This window comes from Microcoleus sp. B5-D4 (assembly GCF_036705145.1).
Classification (GTDB): Bacteria; Cyanobacteriota; Cyanobacteriia; order Cyanobacteriales; family Microcoleaceae; genus Microcoleus.
Window position 1 is genome coordinate 14,027 of the sequence record NZ_JAUBTV010000077.1, and the last position, 22,661, is coordinate 36,687.

Genomic DNA, 22,661 nt, shown 5'->3' on the forward strand with positions numbered 1-22,661 from the left:
CCCGTAGTGCGAAGTCAAAGTGTTGAGCCAATTTCAACACAGCCAAACCTCGATTTAACTGTGCCTTCGACTGTACAAAATAGCAGTGCTACTTCTACAGAACAACAAAATTCGCCTCTACCCGTAGTGCGAAGTCAAAGTGTTGAGCCAATTTCAACACAGCCAAACCTCGATTTAACTGTGCCTTCGACTGTACAGAATGCGATCGCTATTTCTACTTCTACAGAACCACCAATTTCTCCCTTACCTGTAGTGCGAAGTCAAAGTGCCGAACCAATTTCAGCGCCGCAAAAACAGGAGTCAGCGCAGTCAAAACGCTTGCCCATTGTCTATGCAGAACCCTTGACAGGTGAAGTTAGCAATCTAGGCAAGTCTTTAACTATGGCTAACTCACAACCTTTACAAACTCAAGTTAATCCATTACCAGTGGTGCAAGCAAGATCCAGCGGGAGTCAGCAAACAACGCGATCGCAAAATCCAACGACCACTTCCCTAACTCCTTCTAGCGTTCCCCAAACAACAGAAAATAACTCTCAACCGACTGGCGAAGCAAATTCGTCCATACCGATCGTACAAGTGACAAATACTGCGCGTTCTTGGTTAGAGCCGCAGCCTCATCCTTTGCTGAAAAACCAAACTACTGCCAATCCTACCCCAAACCAAACTTTCAATCAAAAAACAACAATCAGAACGACTAACTTAGGTACGCCCTTAATATTCTCTACCCCTCGCTCCGCTGCGGGACAGGGACAACAAGCAAATAATTCCGGTTTTACTTCTTCTCAGCAGAACTCGGAGGCAGAACAAACAAACTATAATCCAGCCACTGCCATAACAGCTAGACCTCCCACAGTTGAAAGTGCTCAATCCGAAGGAAATAATACGCCTAACAATAACAGCCAAACAAAAATTGATGTCGATGCTTTAGCCGATAAAGTAGAACGCAAACTCATGCGGCGATTAATTATAGAAAATGAGCGCAGGGGGCAAACACGATGGCGTTAGAGAAACTAAAAATTGCGATCGAAGAGAACTATCCCTCATTTGGCAGACCACTGGATGTTTTATTTAACCCTCAGCAAATACAACTTTCCAGATCTGGCGGTAGCATTCTGGAAGGTCAATTAGTCGGAGGAGATCAACCCGCTATCTTAGCCATTGAATTATTCTTCGACACAACTTTGGGTAAATTTGGCCCAGAAGACGTACAAAAGTACACCAAACCCATTTACAACCTCACCCGCAAAAAGGGGAAATTAGACAGACCACCCTTATGCCGTCTGAATTGGGGAAAAGGTTATGCTTGGTTTTTGCAAGGTTATTTGAAACAAGTTACCAAAACTCTCACTCAGTTTTTAGAAGATGGAACACCAGTCCGTGCTAAACTAAATTGCACCTTTGAAGAATGGATTCCCTTAGAGTATCAGAAAAAAAATCAAAACCCAATTGACGACCCAATTCGCGTTGTCAAGCGAGGTGAAACTCTTAGTAGTATTGCCGCCCAAGAATATAACGACCCTTCCCTTTGGCGGTTAATTGCCGAAGTCAACAAAATTGATAACCCGCGTGCGATCGTTCCCGGTCAAGTTCTAACTGTACCACCTCAGCGTGTTAATAGCACATTTTAAGGGAAAGGGAAAGGGGTAAGGAGGAAGAAATAAAAAAAGAAAGTCGAAATTTTGAGGATTTAGAAGTTAAATATCTGGAACAGTAAACCCACACATAACTTAATAACCAAGTCAAGGAGTTAAGCGCAATGCGATCGAATCAAATTAAACCTATAAATCAACCACCCTATTATTAAATTCTTCTCCTTTTCCCCTTTCCCCTTTCCCCTTTCCCCCTTTTCCCCTTATTATGTATAGCCTTAGTGATGCAGAGTTACTAAATCTTAAAGTTCAAGTCTTACTAAAAGGCTCTCGTCTACCTATAAAAGCAGAAGTCGATTTACAAGCGATATCAGTACATCAAGACTTGGATGCAGCGGGGATGTTTGCTATGGAATTTGGTAACTGGGACCCTACTAAAGGCAAAGTTACCTGGGTAGATGATAACTTATTCGACATCGGAACTCAGGTAGAAATCCAAATAGGTTATCAAAATAATTTAATAAGTTTAATGGGAGGAGAAATTACAGGATTAGAGCCAGAATTTCAACTTGATGTAATAGCCCCTATTCTAATTGTGCGTGGCCATGACTTGCGCCATCGACTTTTAAGAGGTCGCAAAACCCGCTCTTTTACAAAGCTGAAAGACAGCGAAATTGTCAGTCAAATTGCGGTAGAACGAGGTTTGCAACCCCAAGTTAAAGACACTCAAGTAAAACTAGATTACGTTTTGCAAGCAAATCAAACCGACCTGGAATTCTTACAAGAAAGAGCAAAGCGTATTGGGTACGAAGTTGTCGTAGAAAACAAAACCTTGTATTTCCATCCTCACCAGAATGATACTCAGAAAGTATTAACTTTGACACGAGAGGATGACCTAATTGAATTTCGCCCTCGTTTGAGTGCTATGGGTCAAGTTAGTAATGTAGAGGTGCATAGCTGGAACTTTAAGGATAAAAAAGCATTTACTGGTAAAGCAGCTGCTGGTAGCGAAAACTCAACCATGAAAGGTTCCACCAGCGGGCCACAAAAAGTTAACCAAGCTTTCGGTAAAGCTACTCATGTTATTGTTAGCGAACCCGGATCCAATCAAGCAGAAGCCGATCGCATGGCAATGGGACAATTTAATGAAATGGCATTAACTTATATTTCTGGTGAAGGCATTTGTTTGGGATTTCCTGAATTGCAGCCAGGAAGGGTCATTGAAATTACTGGAGTAGGCAATCGGTTTAGTGGACTTTATTACGTTACTTCAGCAACTCATTTCTATCACAAAGACCGAGGATATGTTACTAATTTTACAGTGAGGAGGAACGCGGCATGATGGGAATGAATTTACTATCCGAATTATTAGCTGTACCCGAACAACAAGGACGTTTTTATGGGGTCACAGTTGGAATAGTTACAAATAATAAAGATGATGATGGATTGGGGAGAATCAAGGTAAAATTCCCCTTACTTTCTGATAATGATGAAAGTTATTGGGCTAGAGTATTAACGTTGATGGCTGGCAACGATCGAGGGATATACTTTTTACCAGAAGTTGATGATGAAGTATTAGTGGCATTTGCTCATGGCGATATCGAATCGCCGTATATTTTAGGCGCAGTTTGGAATGGCAAAGATAAGCCACCCGAAAAAAATGACGATGGTAAAAACAACCGTCGCTTAATTAAATCTCGCAGCGGTCATCAGATAATTTTGGATGATACTAAAGATGAAGAAAAAATTATCATTCGCGATCGCACTGACAAGAACGAGATAGTGATTGATTCTAAAAATAACAAGCTTAATATCAAGGTAGAGAAAGATATCACAATTGAAGCGAAGGGGAAAATAACAATCAAAAGCAGTGACGGGGATGTTTTAATTGAAGGTAAAAATTTATCTTTTAAAGCGCAACAAAATTGTGAAATTAAAGCCGATGCCAATTTTAAAATGCAGGCTCAACAAACTTGTGAAATCAAGGCTAATAATAATTGTAGCCTTCAAGCAAATGGAGGAATGACACTTAAATGTGCAGCAGGAGTTAACATCAACGATGGCGCTTTGGAGGTAATTTAATGTCAGGATATCTATTAAACTCTGGTGCAACTGTTATTTGCGCTCATGGTGGACAAGCACAGCCAATTGCTCCCAATCCTCGCGTAAAAGTGATGGGTCAACCGATTACTACTCAGTCATCACCCCATACGATCGCAGGATGTTCTAATCCCGTACCACCTATCAACGTTGGCCCTTGCATTATTGCCCAGTGGGTAAGTGCTTCTACGCGAGTGAAAGCGATGGGACAACCAGTGTTGTTACAAGATAGTAAATCAGTCTCAATTCCTACCGGAACTCCCTTGAATATTTTAGTGACTCAAACTCGCGTTAAGGCAATGTAGAAATATGAATGGCGATTTTTTAGGAGTGGGATGGACATCCCCAGTAAAATTAGACGAAAAAAAACAAGTTGAAATGGCACGTTATGAAGAGTGCGTGCGGCAGTCGATTTGGACGATTCTCAGCACCGCTTACGGAGAACGCCTGATGCGTCCTGATTTTGGTTGCGGCATTCACGATTTAGTATTTGCGAACAACAGTGCTGGTACAATTGGAGTGGCGATCGCATCCGTAGAGCAATCCTTAATTCAATGGGAACCGCGCATAGATTTACTGGACGTAGATGCCAATCCCGATCCCTCTCAACCTAACCGATTACTCATTCAAATTAATTACCAAGTTCGCACGACAAATAATCGATTTAACTTGGTTTATCCCTTCTATTTAGAGTAAGTAATGAGAGAGAAAAAAGCAAAATAGAAAAAAGGAGAAAAAGGCAAAAAATAAATACTAAATTATTCCTTCTAACCCAGTCTTCCCTGTTGACTATCTCCATTTCCCTTTACCCCATCCCCCCTTCTTATGTCCATCGAGCCTCCAAAAATAGACAAGCGCACCTACCAAGAAATCGTTGCCCAAACAGAACAATTGGCGCAGAAGTTTACTCAATGGCGTCCTCATTCTGATGGTAAACCTGATGCAGGACGGGCGCTAATTCGTATTTTTGGGCGCATGGCAGCACTGGTAAGCGATCGCATCAATCAAGCCCCAGAGAAAAACTTTTTAGCATTTCTAGATACGATCGGTACTCAAATTTTGCCGCCCTTACCAGCACGAGTTCCCCTCACGTTTAATTTAGTTTCAGGCAATCCGATCGCTGCTTTTGTTCCTGCTGGTACTCAAGTAGCTGCCCCGCCGATAGAAGCAGAAGAAGAAGAAGAAGAAGAGGTTGTCTTCGAGACAGAACGCGACCTAGCATTGATAACAGCACAATTACAAGCAGTATTTGTTCGTGAACCTCTTACAGATAAATATAGCGATCGCACTCCTGAAGCTACGGGCAATATTAATTCTGCTTTCAAAGCTTTTGAAGCCAATAAGCCAAACGAACATTACTTTTTTCTGGCTTGCGAGCGCTTATTCGCCTTACCAGAAAATAAGACAATTATTTTTATATTTTATTCAACCGAAATTTCGCATTTTGCTCAACTACCTCTCTCTTGGTCGTACTGGGATGGTGCTAACTGGCAGCCTTTACAAGCCCTTTATTTAAATGGTACGACCTGGCTGCCAACACCACCATTACTTACTCCAGAACGACGAGAAATGCAAGTCGCGATTCGCGATTTGCCAGTACCCACACGAAAAACCATCAACGGAGTAGAAGCGGCATGGTTGAGAGTCGGTTTAAATACTTCCATCGCTCCTACGCAGTCACTTCCTTATATTAATGCGATTCTGACTGGGGTGCTAATCGAACGCAATAACTTAATCCAGCCGGATCTTTGTTTTTTCAATGCTTCCCTGCTCGATTTGAGCAAAGATTTTTACCCTTTCGGTCAACAGCCACGCTTTAATGATACTTTTTATATCGGCAGTAAAGAAATTTTTGCTAAACCCTCTGCTGTAGTGACTATCGAGGTTAAACTCAGCGGACTACCTGTTAACAAAAACGGGGGTGCAGAACTTGTTTGGGAAGTTTATAACGGTTCTAGCTGGGAAACACTAGGACGATCGAGCGTTAGCAATCCTAAAATTAACGGACAACCGGAATTTAGCGATCGCACTCAAGCTTTCACCCAAGATGGACAAGTAACATTTACTTTGCCTTCTCAGATCCAGCCTACTATCGTAAGTGGAACAACAAATTGCTGGCTCAGAGTCAGATTAATCAAAGGGAATTATGGCACTGAGGCTACCTACAGGCAAAGCGCAAATTCAAGTAATCAAATCATCACCGAACCCGTAGCCGCATCATTCGCAGCACCATCCGTGCAATCTATTGGATTGAAATATAATTATCGAGCTTGGGATGCTCTATCAGCTTGCCATACCTATAACAATTTTATTTATGCCGATCGCACAGCCCAACTGATAGATTATGGTTCCACATTTCAACCCTTAACCCCCACCGCTCCCACCGTTGACCAGATAAACTTTGGTACTAAAGTTCAACTTTTCAGCCTTTCCACTGATATCCGTCCTACTCTATACTTGGGATTCGATCGGCCTTTTCCTAATCGAGCAATTACCCTCTACTTTCAAGTAGAACCTCCGCGTCCCGGCGAAATTCCTAAAGCCAATGCGAGATCAATACCCCCACCCGCACGAGTCGTTTGGGAATATGGCAGTCCTACAGGTTGGGTTCCCTTAACCATACAGGATGAAACCGATGCTTTGAGCGAAAGAGGCATCATCCAGTTTATTGGGCCAACAAACTTTTCAAGCCGGACTGAGTTCGGGCAATCCCTTTACTGGCTTAGAGTGAGATGGGAGAGTGGAGAATTTGCTATGCCTCCTCAGTTGCGGCGAATACTGACAAATACAACTTGGGCATCTCAGACGGTGACGATCGCTATTGAGATATTGGGCACAAGCGATGGTAATCCCAATCAAACTTACCGCACTGCCCAAAAACCAATACTGTTGGGTCAACGCTTGGAAGTGTTTGAGCCGACAGACCCTTCTTTAGTAGGGGAACAAGGGGAAAAGGGGAAGTCAGTTGAGATCGTCCGTAATGAGGCAGGACAAGTGCAAGGTGCTTGGGTGACGTGGCAAGAAGTGCCAGATTTCTACGGATCGGGGCCACGCGATCGCCATTACGTTCTCGATCGGCTTGTAGGTGAAGTACGTTTTGGTGATGGTTTACACGGAGCGATTCCACCCCAAGGCTTCCTAAATAACATTCAACTTGCTCCTTATCGCATCGGTGGCGGAGAACGAGGGAATCGTCCAGCATTAACCGTAACCGAACTAAAAACTACCGTACCTTATGTAGATAGCGTTACCAATCTCGAACCCGCAGCGGGTGGCGCTGAAGGAGAATCTCTAGAGCGGGTTAAAGAGCGAGGGCCAAAAACGCTCCGCCACCGAGGTCGAGCAGTAACCGTTGAAGATATGGAAGATTTAGCACTTGAAGCGTCCACAGAAGTTGCGCGTGCTTTAGCGATCGGACCTCAATTTAATCCGATTGACGGCTTGCAGTGGTTGCCCATCTATTGGATTAATCTGGATGCGCCGGGGCAGATTCAAGTGGAAGTGATCGCACTTCCTAACAGTATTACCCTAGAAGTTAATATCAACGGCCCCGGACAGTCAAACCCTTACACATCCAAGGATCTAAGTACAACAAACCCTACCATCACCTATATGGTGACACAAGAACAGTTCCAGCTTGGCAGAGAATGGAGCATTACTTTTACCAACTTAGGAAATTCCAGCGCCGATAGCGTTCGCGTCAAGATTACCTATCCGACGGGTTCTCTAGATGTAGATTTTCAAGCTCCGTCTATGATGTCTACCAGTGGAAGTACACTGGATCGAGAAGGAACAGATCCTGGCAGAGTTGAACTGATCGTCGTACCACAAACATCAGACCCCCAACCAACGCCCAGCCTGAGTTTACTAGAGCGCGTTGAACGCTATATTCGCGATCGCTGCTCTCCAGCCGTCGAGCTGCACCTCACAGAACCGGATTGGGTTGAAGTCACGATCAGAGCGAATATCGTTCCCATCTCACTAGAAAAAGTTGATGAAATCAAGCAAGCAGCAACCGATACTTCAATCGCATTCTTGCATCCTCTCACAGGGGGAAGGCAAGGTCGAGGGTGGGATTTCGGTCGCCGTCCGCACGAGTCAGATTTGTATGCCGTATTAGAAAAAGTGGATGGAGTCGATTACATTGCTTCTCTATCTATTGATAGCCCATCACTAGACCGATTACCTAACAACCGACGTAATAGGTTTTTAATCTATTCCGGCCCGCACCAAATCACGTGCAGCCAAATCTAATTTCTATCCCTTTTCCCTTTTCCCCTCTACCATGCCCCTACCATTACCCAACCTAGACGATCGCTCTTATGAAGATTTGGTGGCAGAAGCCACCTCCCTGATTCCCGTCGAATATCCCGAATGGACTGACCACAATCCATCAGATACGGGAATTATCTTAATTGAGTTACTGGCTTGGCTAACCGAAATGGTACTTTATCGGGTTGATCGCGTGCCCGATAAAAACATGGAAATCTTTCTCAAGCTGCTCAATGGGCCAGAATGGGCTAATAGGGAAAGGGGAAAGGGGGGAAGTTCTTCCTCTCTCTTGGGGGATGGCTTGCAAGATGCTATTCGCGAAACAGTTGTCGATCTGCGAAAGCGTTACCGAGCAGTAACTTGTGAGGATTACGAGCGTTTGGCAGTCGAAGATTGGAATAAAACCGAACCATCCCAATTATTAGGCAAAATTAGGCGATCGCATTGCCTGCCCGAACGTAACCTAGCTTTGAGGAACCCAGAGGCACTAGAAGCAAATGCTCCCGGACATATTAGCTTAGTTGTAGTACCAGACGTACCCGACAAAGGAGAAGCAGGCGACACTAACTTTTCCCCTTCCCCCTCATCAGCCCTGCTGACTGGCTTGTGGATGTTTTTAGACGAGCGACGGTTACTGACAACGCGCCATCATGTTGTTGCACCAGACTATGTACCCGTGACGATCTCCGCTACCCTATTTCTCGAAGAAGGGGCTAGAGTGGCGGATGTGCGATCGCGAGTCCAAGAAAGCATTCATACTTTCTTTCATCCCTTCAAGGGCGGTGCAGACGGCACTGGTTGGCCTTTTGGTCGCAACATTTATGTTTCTGAAGTTTATGAATTGCTCGATGATATCTCTGGAGTGAACTACATTGAGATAGTGAAACTACAAGTCATCTATCCAACGATGCAAATCAGAAACGAACTCGATCGAAGTAAAGGAATTGGTCTACTCGTTGGAGTAAATACAATTATCGGCAGAGGACTTCTTGATGAAGATGTCAGCAAACGAGTTGTCTTGAAAGACTATCAGTTAGTTGCAGTCAAAATTGGTGAATTAATCCTGAAGGAGGCTTGGGAAGTCAATGCCTAATAATAATTCGGATCGCATTAGTAGTTATCTTCAATATCTCCCCTACCTTCAGCAATCTGATGAGTTTTTGGGGCATTTCCTTCTGGCGATCGAGCGGATTTTAAGCGGAGTTACTCTCAAAGATTCCGACGATATTATTCCCAACCAACTCGGTTTAGAAGAATATATCGATCGCATTCACACCTACTTTAATCCAGGCTTGTCCAGAGAAGAGGCCGGAACTGCACCTGCCGACTTCTTACCTTGGCTTGCCTCTTGGGTAGCAGCCAGCTTACAAGAAGAGTGGGATGAAGATTTTAAACGCAAGTTTATCAGTAATATCGTACCGTTATACCGCTTGCGAGGAACAAAAGCAGGGATGAAAAAACTTCTAGAAATTTATACAGGAGAAGAAGTTAAAATTTATGAATTTGACCGACCCGCTCACTATTTCCAAGTCGAAATGACATTGAGCGAGACGGCAGAAAATCTGAGACGAAAACAGCAGATAGCCAAAACAATTTTAGATTTACAAAAGCCTGCCCACACCTTTTACTCCTTCCAAGTGCTAGTGCCAACCATGCAAATCCGCAATAAAGACTTACAAAATGGGATAATTGTTGGAAGAACAACTATACTTGGAACAACGACTAATCGGTAAATAAAATAAGAAAAAGGAAAATAAAAGAAAAAATGAAATATCAATAATTTACGAGAAAAATCCGAATTATTCTCTCCCTCACTCCCCTCTTACCCTCTTACCCTCTTCCCATAGCCCCTCTGACACCAAATTAATTCTAACTAACCACCATGCCAGCTAATTACGAACAACCTACCTATTTAGACAAGAGACTCCGCTATTTTGATGGTCAGTTTTTAAAAGACCAAGACTTCATCGACGAGCAAAAATATCACATCGATCGCGTTCGCAAACTGAGCCAAAGTTTGCAAGTTTCAGGGATTAGCCAAGGGTTAGCAGTCACAGTACCCGGAAGCGATCACGTCACCGTAAACCCAGGCACAGGTGTCGATCCAAAAGGACGGCTCATTGTTCTAGCAACACCAGAAGAAGTTTCCGTCGTCAACTACAGAAATCAGACAGTTTCCCTGTTGATTTCCTATCAAGAAATCGAGGCAGATCGGACACAGGAGGGAACTGAAGGCAATCGGCGTTGGCACGAAAAACCGCTGATTCAAGTAGCCTTACCGGGGGCAACAACCTTATCAGAAGCGATCGTGCTGGCAAATCTGAATGTTGATAAAGATGGTGTGGTTAAAGTTGATAACTCTGTGCGCCAGTATTCAGGCGTGTACTTACCAGCCGCAGGTGGAAAAGGCCCCATTTTACGCTCCGGTGGAGATGGAGCCAGCAATAAAGCAGTCCTCACGGGAGATCTGAGCGTCAGTGGCACCCTAGAGGTAAACAGTCTTTCTATTGGCTCCGGCGGCATCAACCTCAGCAATGCCAGCATTAATGGTAATCTCGCCGCTAGTGGCAGTATCACAGGTAGCAGTCTTAGTGTTGGCACCGGCAATATCACCGCAGGTAGCGCCACCATTAATGGCGACCTTACTGTTAACGGCAACATAGTTGGTAGAAGCCTCTCTGTTGGTACTGGTAGCATTACCGCAGGCAGCATCACTGGCAGCAGCTTATCATTAGGCAATGGCAACATTAGCGCAGGCAATATTGTTGCTGGCAAAATTACTTGTCAAAATATTCGCACTCAAGTTGTAGCTACCAATCCGATTAGCACGACATCGGCAACCTTTGTGGATTTAGCTGATATGTCACTTACGGTGACAGCAAGTGGAAATAATTCTTTATTAATCCTATTTAAGATGGGAGGCGTTCAAGGATCGGGTGGTAAGTTAAACCCAACGGGATTAACAAGGGCTAAATTTCGCTTGCTAATTGATGATGTGCAAAAAGCTTTTAGTTGGGATGAATTTAATTTCACTGGTGGTTGGAGCCTTAGAGGTATCAGCTTAAACTGGATAGAGACTCTCTCATCTGGTCAACATACAATTAAAGTTCAGTGGTCAAGCGATGCAGAGTCTGGTGGAATAATATCTGGGTGCGCTTATAAAGATACGAGAAGCCTAATTGTCATAGAGTTGTAAGTAATTGGTAAATTTCCAGTAAGTTTCTTACTGATTTTATCCATCTTTTGTTACTCTAAATAGAGAGGGCATTTTTGACAATGAAAGAACAACTTCAACAGCGCATTCAATCGCTGCGAGTGGAATTTGAAGCCGGACAAAAAATGTTGGCTGACTTAGAATTGCAACAAGTAAAAGTGAGGGAAACTGTTTTGCGAATCAGCGGCGCAATTCAGGTATTAGAAGAAGAAATTGCCAAAGCAGACAGCGCAGAAAACGGTTTATCCTCTGAGGAATTGAACAAAATAGAACTACCAAGCGAGATGAACGATTCTAGATAAACTAGAGCCTCAATTTTGAAGGACATTAAAAAAGGAACAAGCAGCAATGGTGGAAACAACAAAAATTAGGAAACCTGAAGATGCGACAATCGCGCACCTTCTCCACCTCGATGATCTATTGCCATTACTGCGCCGATTAGATCAACATCTAGCACGAGCAATCGCTGGGGTTGAAGTCGATCGCAATCCAAATGTCCCTATTCATCTCTATCGCGAATTGCAAGCTAACCTGCAACAAATAGAGCAGTTGTCAATTCGCCAAACGAGTTCAAACGGTTTAAAACGTGAAGTCGAAAATTTAGATAAATCTTTACCCGACTTTATACCGCCAGACTCACACCTAGCGCAGCTTCAGCAAACGTTCCATTTGTCCATATTTGACCTCGATGCGATCGCGATCGTTCTCGCCCCAGAACTCGATCGCCGCTACGAACGCCTCTACGCCTACTTACAAGATGAAGAGCGTTATTTGCAACCTACTGTCGATCTCGTCCTCAAAATCCTCTGTCCGACAGCAACCGCAAAACTCAGTCAGCGCGATCGCTTTTCTCCTGATGCCCCCCTCATCCGCCACAAACTGCTGTACCTTGTTGGCAACTCTAACCAAGCCAAACCAAGTCTGCTAGCGCATAATATCCTGCTCGACGAACAAGTTGTCCGCTTCCTACTCAACGAAAAAGGACTCGATTCTCGGTTAACACCTTTTTGCCAATTAATCCAGCCTGCTGTTGAGTGGAACGATTTACGCTTGAAGGAATCCGTCAAACAAGGTTTAAAAGCGATCGCCCAGGCGGAAAGGGGAAAAGGGGAAAAAGGGGAAAAGGAATCCCCTTTGGGACAGGAAAATGGGAAAGAGGAAAACAGAACAAGGGAAAACCTACCTCCCCTTTCCTCCTTTTCCCCAGAGCGAAGCAACCCAATGCGACTGTATTTCCAAGGAAGCGATCGCGCTTTGGCTCGCCGCACCGCTGAGGCTATAGCTGCTGAAGTTCAAACTTTCTTACTAATAGTCGATTTTGCGCGAATTATCACTGCCAAAGTAGATTTTGAGCCGACTTTAAACCTAATACTCCGTCAAGCCTGGTTTGACAATGCCCTCCTTTATTTAGATCGAGTAGAAGTATTACAAGAAGAAGAACACGCCATTTTGTATCAGGATTTACTCAATGCAATTGCTCAAACCCAAGGACTAACAATCTTAGCAGGCAAGCAGCCCTGGAAACCTGGAACAGAAGGTGTCTTGGGAATTGTCACGATACCTTTTACCGTTCCTGACTTTGCCCAACGTCGCCTAGAATGGCAAAAGCGTTTGAGTGAAGCCGGAATTTCGATCTTGCCAACCGATTTAGATGCTTTAAGCGATCGTTTCCGCCTAACTCCAGAGCAAATTGCCGACACCGCTGTCACCGCTAGCAATACCATTCGCTGGAAAGCTGCGGTTGGAGAGCCCGAGATTTCGCATACCTCAATTGTATTTGCTGCTACCCGCGCTCAAGGCGGTCACGATCTAGCAGCACTTGCACGCAAAATCGAACCTAAATATCGCTGGGATGATATTGTTCTACCACCCGATACCCAAACCCAGCTTAGGGAAATTTGCAATCAAGCTAAACATCGACATCTGGTGTATGAAGAATGGGGGTTCGATCGGAAATTATCCCTCGGTAAAGGGCAGAACGTTTTATTTTCTGGCTTACCAGGGACGGGAAAGACGATGGCTGCCGAAGTGATGGCAAGTGAATTGCAGCTAGACATCTATAAAATCGATTTATCCCAAGTTGTCAGTAAATATATTGGCGATACAGAAAAAAATCTCAATCGCATCTTTAACGCCGCAGCTACTTCCAACGCTATTCTTTTATTTGACGAAGCAGATTCTTTATTTGGCAAGCGCACAGAAGTAAAAGAATCGCGCGATCGCTACGCTAATATTGAAGTTGGTTACCTATTGCAGAAAATGGAAGAATATGAAGGGATGGCTATTTTAACAACAAATGTTCGTAGCAATATAGACGATGCGTTCGTGCGACGACTGCGTTTTATAGTTGAGTTTCCCCTTCCTACCGAAAAGCAACGCCGCCAAATCTGGGAGAAAATTTGGCCTGACACCACACCTCGCAGCCCTCACATAGACCTAGATTTTTTAGCACGTAAGTTTGAAATTGGTGGTGCTAACATCCGCAACGTTGCTTTAGCCGCCGCATTTCTAGCTGCTGATGAGGGTATACCCGTTAACATGAGTCATCTGATTTGTGCGATCCGCCGGGAGTATCAGAAGATGGGCAAGATATTGATGGAAGAAGAATTGGTTATCCCATACTTAGGGCTTGCTGAATAAGTCTGCGCTCGGTGTGCTTTTTTATACCAATTCTCCAAAGTCATGCAACAGTAGCCAAGACTGATAGAATATAATCCCATCCCGTTATATAGCAATCCTAAATGAGTTGTAAATGCTCATTATGTATAGTGCGTCTTGCAGGAATTGTGTAAATAAAAGAAAAGTGGTAAGATAAAATTTAACCCTCTTTTGTCACTCTGGGAAATTAAAAATGAGAACCAAATTTTCAACTGTAGGTTTATCAAGGATTTGAGCATTTATTTTCCAACAGAATGGCCCAAATCAAGGTTTTTGGTAAAAGTCTTATGCTATAACCATCCCAGATTATTTTCTTCCGAAAGTGACAAAAGAGAGTTAAGTAAAAAAGAGTATGACCATTGGTGACAAGTTAAGACTTAATTGCATTTGTCAATCAGTAATATTACTCAAAAAACTGCTTTTTTAGGAGTGGAAAATTCACGATTTGAGAAAAAGTAGGTATAAATATCATGGGAGGCATGATTGCTCAACCGCCCAAATCTCAGTTTTATGCCCAAAATCCGAGTAAATGTTGAGCATAATTGCTGATTGACAAATGCTTTCTTAGCTTAACTTGTTACCAATGGAGTATGACAAATATTTAGTGGGCTTTGCGTCCCAAGCGTTGTGGAGGCGAGAGAACCCGAATTCACGGGCGATTAAATCAGAGATGTAAATCATCTAAGTAGGGCTTGCTGAATAATCAGCCCCAGGGTTACACAGTAAGCCTTAGATGATGATGAGATCGAACCGCTGGTGCACCTTCTTGGGCTAAAATAGCACCAAACCTTTGCACTACCGTTGACAGTCGTGTACCGAAAAGTTGACCCAGACGGCACCGCACCAGAAAGTTTTGAATTCCCTAACGGGGGGAAATTAGCCTCAGATAACCGTTGGGTGATGATGGCTCAACTGATACCGTGGTCGGAATTTGAATCAGAATACGCTCAAAATTTTACCCAATCTATGGGAGCACCAGCCAAATCGTTTCGGATGGCATTGGGGGCATTAATTATCAAAGAGAAATTAGGAACCAGCGACCGTGAAACCGTAGAACAAATCAGGGAAAACCCATACCTGCAATACTTTATCGGTTTGTCATCCTACAGTAATGAAATCCCGTTTGACGCCTCGCTATTGGTTCACTTTAGGCAAAGAATAAGTGTCAACCTGGTAAACAAAGTGAACAAAAAGATGGTGAAAAAAATCCGAGAAACCACTACCCCTAAATCTGAATCAAACAAAAAAGAACCAGAAGAACCAGGCGAGAGGCTAAATCAAGGAAAATTACTATTAGACGCAACTTGCACCAGCGCAGACATCACATACCCAACTGACATCGGCATCCTCGATCGAACGAGAATGCAAACAGAAAAAATCGTAGATATCCTCTACGAGTCAATCAAAGACCAGTGCCAGAAAAAACCCAGAACCTACCGCAAAAAAGCTCGTAAAGATTACCTAGCGATTGCCAAGCAGCGCCGACCGACGCATAGCAAAAAAAGAACAGCCATTAAAAAGCAACTGCAATATATCAAAAGAAACCTAGCTCATATTGAGAAATTAATCGAGTTAGGCTCGCTTTTGGAGAACTTGAGTAAGCGACAATATAAACTGCTGCTAGTCTGTCAGGAAGTTTACCGCCAACAATCCTGGATGTACCAACACAAAACAAATAGAGTTGACGATAGAATAGTAAGTTTAACCCAACCCCATGTTCGTCCCATAGTTAGAGGAAAAGCAGGAAAAGGCACAGAGTTTGGAGCCAAAATCTCAGCGAGCAGTTGTGACGGGTATGTATTTTTAGATCGAATTAGTTGGGATAACTTCAATGAATCAGGAGACTTAATAGCCCAAGTAGAAGCATTTAAAGAATTCACAGGACATTACCCAGAATCAGTTCACGTTGACCAAATTTATCGCACTATATCGAATAGAGCATGGTGTAAAGAAAGAGGAATTAGGATGAGCGGTCCGCCCTTGGGAAGACGACCAGCCCATGTAAGTAAAGCAATAAAAAAGCAAGCTCAAGAGGATGAGAAAGCCCGTCAAGCTATAGAAGGAAAATTTGGTCAAGCAAAAAGAAGATTTAATCTCGATCGAGTGATGGCTAAACTCGATAATACATCCCAAACAACGATTGCAATTGCTTTTTTAGTCATGAACCTTATGGCAGGGTTCTTGCGGTTATTGTGGCTTTTTTTGTGTCAATTTTTATTAATAACAACTGGAAAGGGGGGAAAGATTATCAAAAGTTATGTCCTGGCATTATCCTGGGGGGGTGACAAAGAGGTCTACGAGATAGACTGTATAAGGGTTGCAGCCCGCATACCTTGTTGATAAAAACGGCGTTTAGAAGGAGTTAACTGGCGTTTACTGTTCTACCTCGTCAGAATATTGTTCGAGATAATTAACCCACTTTTCTCCATCTAAACCAACACCAAATGTACTCCGTCTTCGATATCTTTTTTTAGGTTCTTTGCGGCGAGATACATATTTTTGAACCTGCTTTTTCCTCATTTCAGTGCCTTGAAATATTCCCGAACTGTAGGCGAGCGTCATGAGCAAAATCATGTTAATAAGTCGGTCTCCTTTTAAGCTAGTTCCTTCAAGATCGTAGCCTCCTGTTTTACAATCTCGAAACATTTCTTCAATGCCCATCCGTTGCTTGTAAGCATCGATAGCTGCCGGCAATGACCCTAAATCTGTGAGAATAAACCATGCTTCATCGACCTTCCATCCCCCGTAGTTTCTTTTCCACTTACAAGCCAGATCAAATCCAGTAGCAGGCTGAGTTTTTCTCACTCTTTTACCTTGAAAATATAAAGAGGTGCCTGGTACTATTCCTAATTCATCTAACCGTTGCCAAACTAAATGTTCCGTTTCGACACAATGATTCTTTTTCAGTCTTAAACAAAAAGATACACCCTTTTACCTCAGCCAGTTTCCCAAATCGACAGAACAAAATTCACGGTCTCCTAAAACGATGACTTTATATTCTGAAAATAATGGTAAAACTTGCTGTAAATTGGTAGTCTGTGACTCGAAGCTACTGTTTCCCAATTTGGGCAACAGTGACCAGTATAATGGAATTGCTCTTCGCTCCCAGATCAGGCTAACCATAATGAGATTAATGCGCCCCCATTGACTGCGGTCGATTGATATTGATAAAGTTTGACCAACACGGCAATAAGTAATCAACCAATAAGTAATTAATGGGAACCAAATTAGTGAGATAGTTAAGTGAGGCAAATCGAGAAACCTTTGTAGTTTTCTACGCCGACTTTCTGTTGTAATTGGATAGGGAAATACCCGGGAGAGCCGTTCTAATCTCACTTGTTTTTCTGATTGTATCAAGGGTAGCAAGATTTCAATCAGTTTAAATTGAGCTGAACTTAGTTGTTTTTTTAAATGAATGAGGTAGAATGTTGGTATCATTATTTTTGAGATAGGCAAGCGTGTAACAATTATGCTGCCTATCTTTTTTTAGCACACATTCGCTCAATCCTTACAAAGTATGGGTTTCAGGCTGGTTGTTACCCCCCCAGGGCATTATCACCAAAAGAAAAACTTAATTTGAGCGTTGGCGAGCAATAGCGCGATCGAACTTTTTTGAGTTTTTTGGACTTATTCAGCAAGCCCTAAGTAAGAGTTAAAATGTCTAAAAATCAGCAGCCAGAAAATTTTTTAGAACATGAAGAACAAGCTTTAGAGAAACTAAAAAGTTTTATTGCCAGTAATCCAGACCCAAGAGAACTCAAAAGAGCTTTAGCAATCCGTATGCTAATTGAAGGGCTCGATCGAGGAACTATTCAAGTTATATTGGGAGTATCCTCTCCATTTATCAGCAAGGGGAAAATCAATTATTTATTTCAGGGTATTGAAGGTCTGAGATTAAGTTATAAAGGCTCGCATGGGCAACTTAAACCAGAAGAAAGAGCCCAAATTATCCAATGGTTAAAACACCAAGCTCGCTGGGATTTGTCCGAATTAGAAAATCATCTACAACAGCAATATCAGATTGAGTTTAAATCCAAAGAAAGCTACTATCAACTATTTAAATCAGCAGGAATTAGCTGGAAAAAATCTCAAAAAAATAACCCAAAACGGGATGAAAAACTTGTCAAAAAAAAGCACCAAGAAATTAGTGAAATCATCGAGTCTAACCGAGAAGCTATAGAAGCGAGAAAGTTGGTAGTGTATTTGATTGACGAGTGTCATCTTCTCGCTTGGAGATGCCTGTGGTTATCTGTGGGGAAGGCGCAATGAGAGAATAGAGATACCGCTCACAAATGAGAGAGAAAAACAAACCTATTATGGGGCGATAAATTATTTAACAAAACAGTTTGTTCTCCGAGAATATGAAACAGCAAATTCTGAGAATACAGTCACTTTCTTAAAGTATTTACAATCTTTAAATCCTGAAGCGAGACATTTGATTATTTGGGATGGAGCTAGTTATCATAAATATAAAGAGATGAAAGCTTATCTAGAAGAAATTAATCGAGGTAAGGAGCCGCATGAATGGCTTTTAACTTGTGTCTTATTTGCTCCCAATGCCCCGCCTGCAGAATCCAGTAGAAGATATCTGGCTGAAAGCCAAAACTTGGGTGAGAAAATTTGGGAATCGGCTCAGTTGTTTTTCTTTGGTTAAATGGTTCTTCAATTTTACCATACAGGAGCAAAGCTTTGACTTTCCCAAGCTACACAAGTTTGGTGATTTTGAGCTAACACTCAATGGAACTACTGCTCGATCTAGCTTGGATTAATTTATGAATGATTTAGGATTGCTATATCATTCGTCCATAGGGGATTTACTGATCTAACAATGATGTACGCACTATTCTGTAAATCACGAGCTAAAAAATAACCGTAATTTTACTGATAGGTGCGATTATCGCGCACACTCAGAACAATATGTCAGTAATTAAGTAGAACCCCCTTTTGTAGCGTTAAACCTTGATGATAACTGTATCGTTCAAAAGTTATGAAAGTCTATTAATTGCTTCCACAGCTTTTGAGACGCATCTTATCTCTATAATATTTCCTCTCCCCTGCCTTTGTAAGTCGGAAAAGTCGGATCGGAAAGTCGGAAAAGTCGGATCTTGCATAATCTATCGAACTCAGGTTCCTACAACTTTAGGGAACTGTGTAGGACTGTTGCAGGACAGCTATCAAAACCAGACAATGCTATGGCTGCGGTGGTGGGACACCGAGGGCAATTTGCTGCTGACAGGTGCAGAACGAGCCTCTAGAACCCAACAAGCACTTTTTGATGCAATTCCTCGGCTGTTGGGAATGGGATTGAATGCAGAGCAAGTGGGATAAGCCCTGGGTTTATCAGTAGAGTTCGTCAGGCAGCATTCCCAACCTTGATGCAGCTAAATTTGGCTTTCCCGCACAAGAATTGTGGATTCTCAATCTAGCAAACCTTGTATTGCATCCGGCTATCGCCGTCACTCCCTAAAAAACCAAGGACTCTCGTGGTCAGGGGGTAAATTTTTACCCGACTGTCAAGCTTTATCAGACAACAACAGTTTAGTCGATTGATTGTCAGGTTAGCCAGACAACAACATTTTGCCTTATTATCGAGGTCAGCCTTACACTCGTTTTCAGCCTCAACGGAGCCCAAAAACCAGACAGGCCAGCCTCAACTTTATTGCTTGCATAACGGCTACTATGCTACAAAATCGCTTCATAAATTTTAGCTGTCTGCCACTTTTCTCACACTTGCTCAACTTGATTTTTAATTCAATTCCGATGCCGGAACTTGACTATTAAATCAATTCGGATTTTGTTAAAAGGGCTAAAAAATAGTTAATTGTTGCGTCAGCTAAAATCAGGGATTTGCAGTATAAAGTCAGGCGTTTGCAGTATAAAGTCAGGCAAGTGCAGGTATTTGCAGGAGGTGCACTTTACCTGCATTTACCTGAAAATATCCTGCAAATGCCTGACTTTTTCGGTCAAATTACTGGTTTTTTGTGCAAGGACTGCGTTTGCCTGTTGAGGCTGGTTATGGCGGTTCTCTATCGGTAGCAAGCAATGTTTTTGTGATCACAAACCGCACTTTTACGTGCAGGAAGAGAAATAATGCACCCTCCCTTTACGGAAGCCTAACCGTAAGGTCGGGTTTAATACTTTCTTTAGCTTTAATGACAACTGTAACTATTTGTACTACGATTTAAGCTGAATATTCTATAGCTCTAAGAAATTAGAGGGAGAAAATGCTTCAAAAGCAATTCAACAAGCTCATCACTTATTCAAGTGCGATCGCACCTAAATCCACTATTCTATACAAATAAAGAAAATTATAGTCAGTCTCTACTTTGATAAACCCTCTAATAGCCCTCTCCAATTGGAGGGGATAAAATCACCTGATTAGGGATTTTTAATTACAGCGGTTAACTTGTATCTTGGGAAAAGGTTTTTACTGATTAAAAACTATGAAAACTTTATCGGAAGCCAAACCTAGAGAGCTGCTATCCAACCATATTCACATTCGCCTCACTGACTCTGACTACAATCAAATCAAAGCAAGAGCAGAGCAAGTCAATTTGAGCATGAGCGACTTCATGCGGCGTGCAGCTTTGAGGAGAACCATGCCGCGCCCTCTAGCTGCATTTGACTTAAAAGCCTATCAAGTGTTATGCAAGATTGATGCCCAACTTAGAATTGCCGGAAACAACCTCAATCAGATTGCTAAAGCTTGCAATAGTGCTGTGGTATTGGGAGAACCCGTTATTGTCAATAGAGGACTCTTAGAAAGCGTACAGCACCTCATTCAACAAAACCAAACTGCTATTAAAACAATAGTTGCAAACCTTACTAATTCTACAGTCCGCTAATTTTTAACCAGCCTGAGCAATTGATGTAATAAACCTACTGCGAAACGGTTATGATTGGCAAACAAATCAAAGGTACAGGCTTTCGAGGCTGTCTGAACTACGTGCTGGGCAAAAAAGACGCTGCTCTAATTGGCGGTACTATGTGCGGACAAACTCCTGAAGAACTCGCTGCTGAATTTGGCATCGCCCGACAACTAAGACCTAACCTGAAAGTAGCAGTTTTTCACGCCACTTTATCTGTCGATAGCACCGAAAAACTCGAAGATTCTGAAGAAAATGACCAACGCTGGCTGGCGATTGCAGCCAACTACATGAAAGCGATGGAATTTGACAACAACCAATACGCAGTTGTCAAGCACAGCGATACAGAACACGACCACATCCACATCGTCGCCAGTCGCATTTGCCTAGATGGAGGTGTTGTTGACGATAGCTGGGATTACTACAAAAGCCAAGAAGTAATTCGCCAGCTTGAACGAGACTACAATTTAGAAACTATTGCACCCAGTTGGGAAATAGATAAGCGAGCTCCGACTACAGGAGAACACAGATATTTACAAAGCAAGGGAAATAAGAGTGTCAGAGTGCAATTGCAAGACCTAATTGATGAAGTTACTCAAGACAACCCAAGTATGTCAGAATTCGTTGAGCGGTTGCAGCAACAAGGCGTAGAGGTGCAAGTCGGATTGACTCGAACTGGCTTCAGTAAAGGCATTTCTTACAATTTAGATGGGGTCGCTTTAAGTGGCACTCAATTGGGTAAAGCCTACACTTTTTGTGGATTGCAGAAGCATCGAGGCGTTAGCTATGACAAAGGGCGAGATAACGCCCTAATTGAGGCTTTAATGCAGCCACAACACTTAGCGAACGCCCCTGGTGAGGCAGAGGAAAATGAGCTAGAGTCGTCACAATCCGAGCTAGTAGCAACCCTATCTGCAACAGCAAATGAGTTAGAGTTGTCACAATCTGAGCTAGAAACAACTACACCTGCAATTCCTGCAACAGCAAATGAGTTAGAGTTGCAATTATCAATCCTGCCTGAAAGGAATGAAACTCAGTGGCAAAAAGTGCGCGAGCATCTAGCAGTCGAGTACAGTTTACCTTTAGAATTGCTTGAAAAATTGCACTCTCATTCTTGGCTGTATGCTGGCTCAGAAAAGGCTATCTTTACGGCACGAACGCTTGAGGGGGAAGCCAGGCTCGCTTTTGTTCTCGATGAAAGAGGCAACTTTACTACAACCCATCCCCTGTCATCTGAAGCTGCTTTCTGGGTAGCCACTACTGGAGAAATTGAGCGAGCTGTGATTGCCTGTAACCCAATAGAAGCCCTTTCAAATTTGCTTATTGAACAGGATAACTCTGCAACAGCACCACCCACAATTTACATAGGAATTGAACGAGCTTCACAACTGCCTATAGAATTCTTACAAGAACTCGATACCGTTATTATAGCGCTCGCAGAAGATTCTCACCTCGCTCGAAATGCGAGTGCGCTGCTACCGAATGCAGAAGTTGTCAATCCACCGTCAAGTTGGAATGATATCTGGATACAATTAATTGAGCAAGAACAGCAAACTCAAAAACAAAATAACCAACAGTATAAACAGCGCATCCAAGAAATTGAATTGGATTAGCTTTTACAGCTTTAAAAATTGATACGACTTACGCAACTGAGGAATTTTTAGACTATCGAACACTCGGCAGACATAGCGAGCGCCGTCGATGTGCCTTGCCGAGCGGGCCAGCCACACAGGTGAATGAACTTATCACCCTATTCTCCCAACTTCAATCCTATAGCCCACATTCCGCACCCTGAACTGTCACACTACGAATTTTCGGAGTTTGGCTAAATCGAACTGGCGAGCGCAAGTCCAATTTCCCACTTGTGTGTATAAAAAATGATTAATTGGGTTCACAAAATTCCGCCAAAACCGATTGTGACAGTGGAGGGTGCGGAAAATGGGTTTGAGTGTGCAGAATTTA

At 42.9% G+C, this 22,661-nt stretch carries 19 protein-coding genes and 1 pseudogene; 18 read left to right on the forward strand and 2 right to left on the reverse strand.

Annotated elements, in window-relative coordinates:
- The 13 genes from QUB10_RS26585 to QUB10_RS26645 all read left to right on the forward strand — a co-directional run.
- The coding region (locus QUB10_RS26585; RefSeq protein ID WP_333206168.1) for a hypothetical protein at window positions 1-1,005 on the forward strand (1,005 nt) is incomplete at its 5' end.
- Window positions 996-1,628, forward strand: coding sequence for a CIS tube protein (locus tag QUB10_RS26590; protein WP_333206169.1), 633 nt, complete (start codon window positions 996-998; stop codon window positions 1,626-1,628). The genes QUB10_RS26585 and QUB10_RS26590, both read left to right, overlap by 10 nt.
- 229 nt (window positions 1,629-1,857) lie before the next feature.
- Window positions 1,858-2,931 (forward strand): contractile injection system protein, VgrG/Pvc8 family, encoded by a 1,074-nt coding sequence (locus tag QUB10_RS26595; protein WP_333206170.1) that lies wholly within the window; start codon window positions 1,858-1,860, stop codon window positions 2,929-2,931.
- Window positions 2,928-3,671 (forward strand): phage baseplate assembly protein V, encoded by a 744-nt coding sequence (locus tag QUB10_RS26600; RefSeq protein ID WP_333206171.1) that lies wholly within the window; start codon window positions 2,928-2,930, stop codon window positions 3,669-3,671. The genes QUB10_RS26595 and QUB10_RS26600 overlap by 4 nt, the downstream gene beginning before the upstream one ends.
- A complete protein-coding gene (locus QUB10_RS26605) occupies window positions 3,671-3,994 on the forward strand; it encodes a hypothetical protein (RefSeq protein WP_333206172.1) in 324 nt (107 codons plus the stop codon). Before QUB10_RS26600 ends, QUB10_RS26605 begins: the two co-directional genes overlap by 1 nt.
- 4 nt (window positions 3,995-3,998) lie before the next feature.
- A complete protein-coding gene (locus tag QUB10_RS26610; RefSeq protein WP_333206173.1) occupies window positions 3,999-4,385 on the forward strand; it encodes a GPW/gp25 family protein in 387 nt (128 codons plus the stop codon).
- A gap of 129 nt (window positions 4,386-4,514) precedes the next feature.
- Entirely contained in the window at window positions 4,515-7,943 is a 3,429-nt protein-coding gene (locus QUB10_RS26615) for a baseplate J/gp47 family protein (protein WP_333206174.1), read from the forward strand.
- A gap of 31 nt (window positions 7,944-7,974) precedes the next feature.
- A complete protein-coding gene (locus QUB10_RS26620) occupies window positions 7,975-9,054 on the forward strand; it encodes a baseplate J/gp47 family protein (RefSeq protein ID WP_333206175.1) in 1,080 nt (359 codons plus the stop codon).
- Window positions 9,047-9,694 (forward strand): phage tail protein I, encoded by a 648-nt coding sequence (locus QUB10_RS26625; RefSeq protein WP_333206176.1) that lies wholly within the window; start codon window positions 9,047-9,049, stop codon window positions 9,692-9,694. The genes QUB10_RS26620 and QUB10_RS26625 overlap by 8 nt, the downstream gene beginning before the upstream one ends.
- Window positions 9,695-9,843: 149 nt before the next feature.
- Entirely contained in the window at window positions 9,844-11,157 is a 1,314-nt protein-coding gene (locus QUB10_RS26630; protein WP_333206177.1) for a polymer-forming cytoskeletal protein, read from the forward strand.
- 80 nt (window positions 11,158-11,237) lie between these two features.
- A complete protein-coding gene (locus QUB10_RS26635) occupies window positions 11,238-11,477 on the forward strand; it encodes a hypothetical protein (RefSeq protein WP_333206178.1) in 240 nt (79 codons plus the stop codon).
- 46 nt (window positions 11,478-11,523) lie between these two features.
- Window positions 11,524-13,815: an ATP-binding protein gene (locus QUB10_RS26640; RefSeq protein WP_333206179.1), complete on the forward strand. Its 2,292-nt coding sequence runs from the start codon at window positions 11,524-11,526 to the stop codon at window positions 13,813-13,815.
- A gap of 828 nt (window positions 13,816-14,643) precedes the next feature.
- The gene (locus QUB10_RS26645) at window positions 14,644-16,173 is read left to right on the forward strand and encodes an IS5 family transposase (RefSeq protein WP_333206184.1); all 1,530 of its coding nucleotides are present in this window, start codon (window positions 14,644-14,646) and stop codon (window positions 16,171-16,173) included.
- A gap of 33 nt (window positions 16,174-16,206) precedes the next feature.
- Here the strand turns inward: QUB10_RS26645 and QUB10_RS26650 are convergent, their stop codons facing one another.
- Window positions 16,207-16,740, reverse strand: a complete 534-nt coding sequence (locus tag QUB10_RS26650; protein ID WP_333206185.1) for a hypothetical protein — start codon at window positions 16,738-16,740, stop codon at window positions 16,207-16,209.
- Window positions 16,741-16,764: 24 nt separating this feature from the next.
- A complete protein-coding gene (locus QUB10_RS26655; protein WP_333206180.1) occupies window positions 16,765-17,271 on the reverse strand; it encodes a hypothetical protein in 507 nt (168 codons plus the stop codon).
- Window positions 17,272-17,490: 219 nt separating this feature from the next.
- On the opposite strand from QUB10_RS26655, the pseudogene QUB10_RS26660 reads away from it, so the two are divergent.
- The 5 genes and pseudogenes from QUB10_RS26660 to QUB10_RS26680 all read left to right on the forward strand — a co-directional run bounded on the left by QUB10_RS26660 (window position 17,491) and on the right by QUB10_RS26680 (window position 22,312).
- Window positions 17,491-18,602: pseudogene (locus tag QUB10_RS26660) on the forward strand (IS630 family transposase).
- A 391-nt stretch (window positions 18,603-18,993) separates the two neighbouring features.
- The gene (locus QUB10_RS26665; RefSeq protein ID WP_333139118.1) at window positions 18,994-19,161 is read left to right on the forward strand and encodes a hypothetical protein; all 168 of its coding nucleotides are present in this window, start codon (window positions 18,994-18,996) and stop codon (window positions 19,159-19,161) included.
- A gap of 519 nt (window positions 19,162-19,680) precedes the next feature.
- The gene (locus tag QUB10_RS26670) at window positions 19,681-19,869 is read left to right on the forward strand and encodes a hypothetical protein (RefSeq protein WP_333206181.1); all 189 of its coding nucleotides are present in this window, start codon (window positions 19,681-19,683) and stop codon (window positions 19,867-19,869) included.
- Between the two features lie 407 nt (window positions 19,870-20,276).
- Window positions 20,277-20,678, forward strand: a complete 402-nt coding sequence (locus tag QUB10_RS26675; protein WP_333206182.1) for a plasmid mobilization protein — start codon at window positions 20,277-20,279, stop codon at window positions 20,676-20,678.
- A 50-nt stretch (window positions 20,679-20,728) separates the two neighbouring features.
- The gene (locus QUB10_RS26680) at window positions 20,729-22,312 is read left to right on the forward strand and encodes a relaxase/mobilization nuclease domain-containing protein (protein ID WP_333206183.1); all 1,584 of its coding nucleotides are present in this window, start codon (window positions 20,729-20,731) and stop codon (window positions 22,310-22,312) included.
- Window positions 22,313-22,661: the final 349 nt, after the last annotated feature.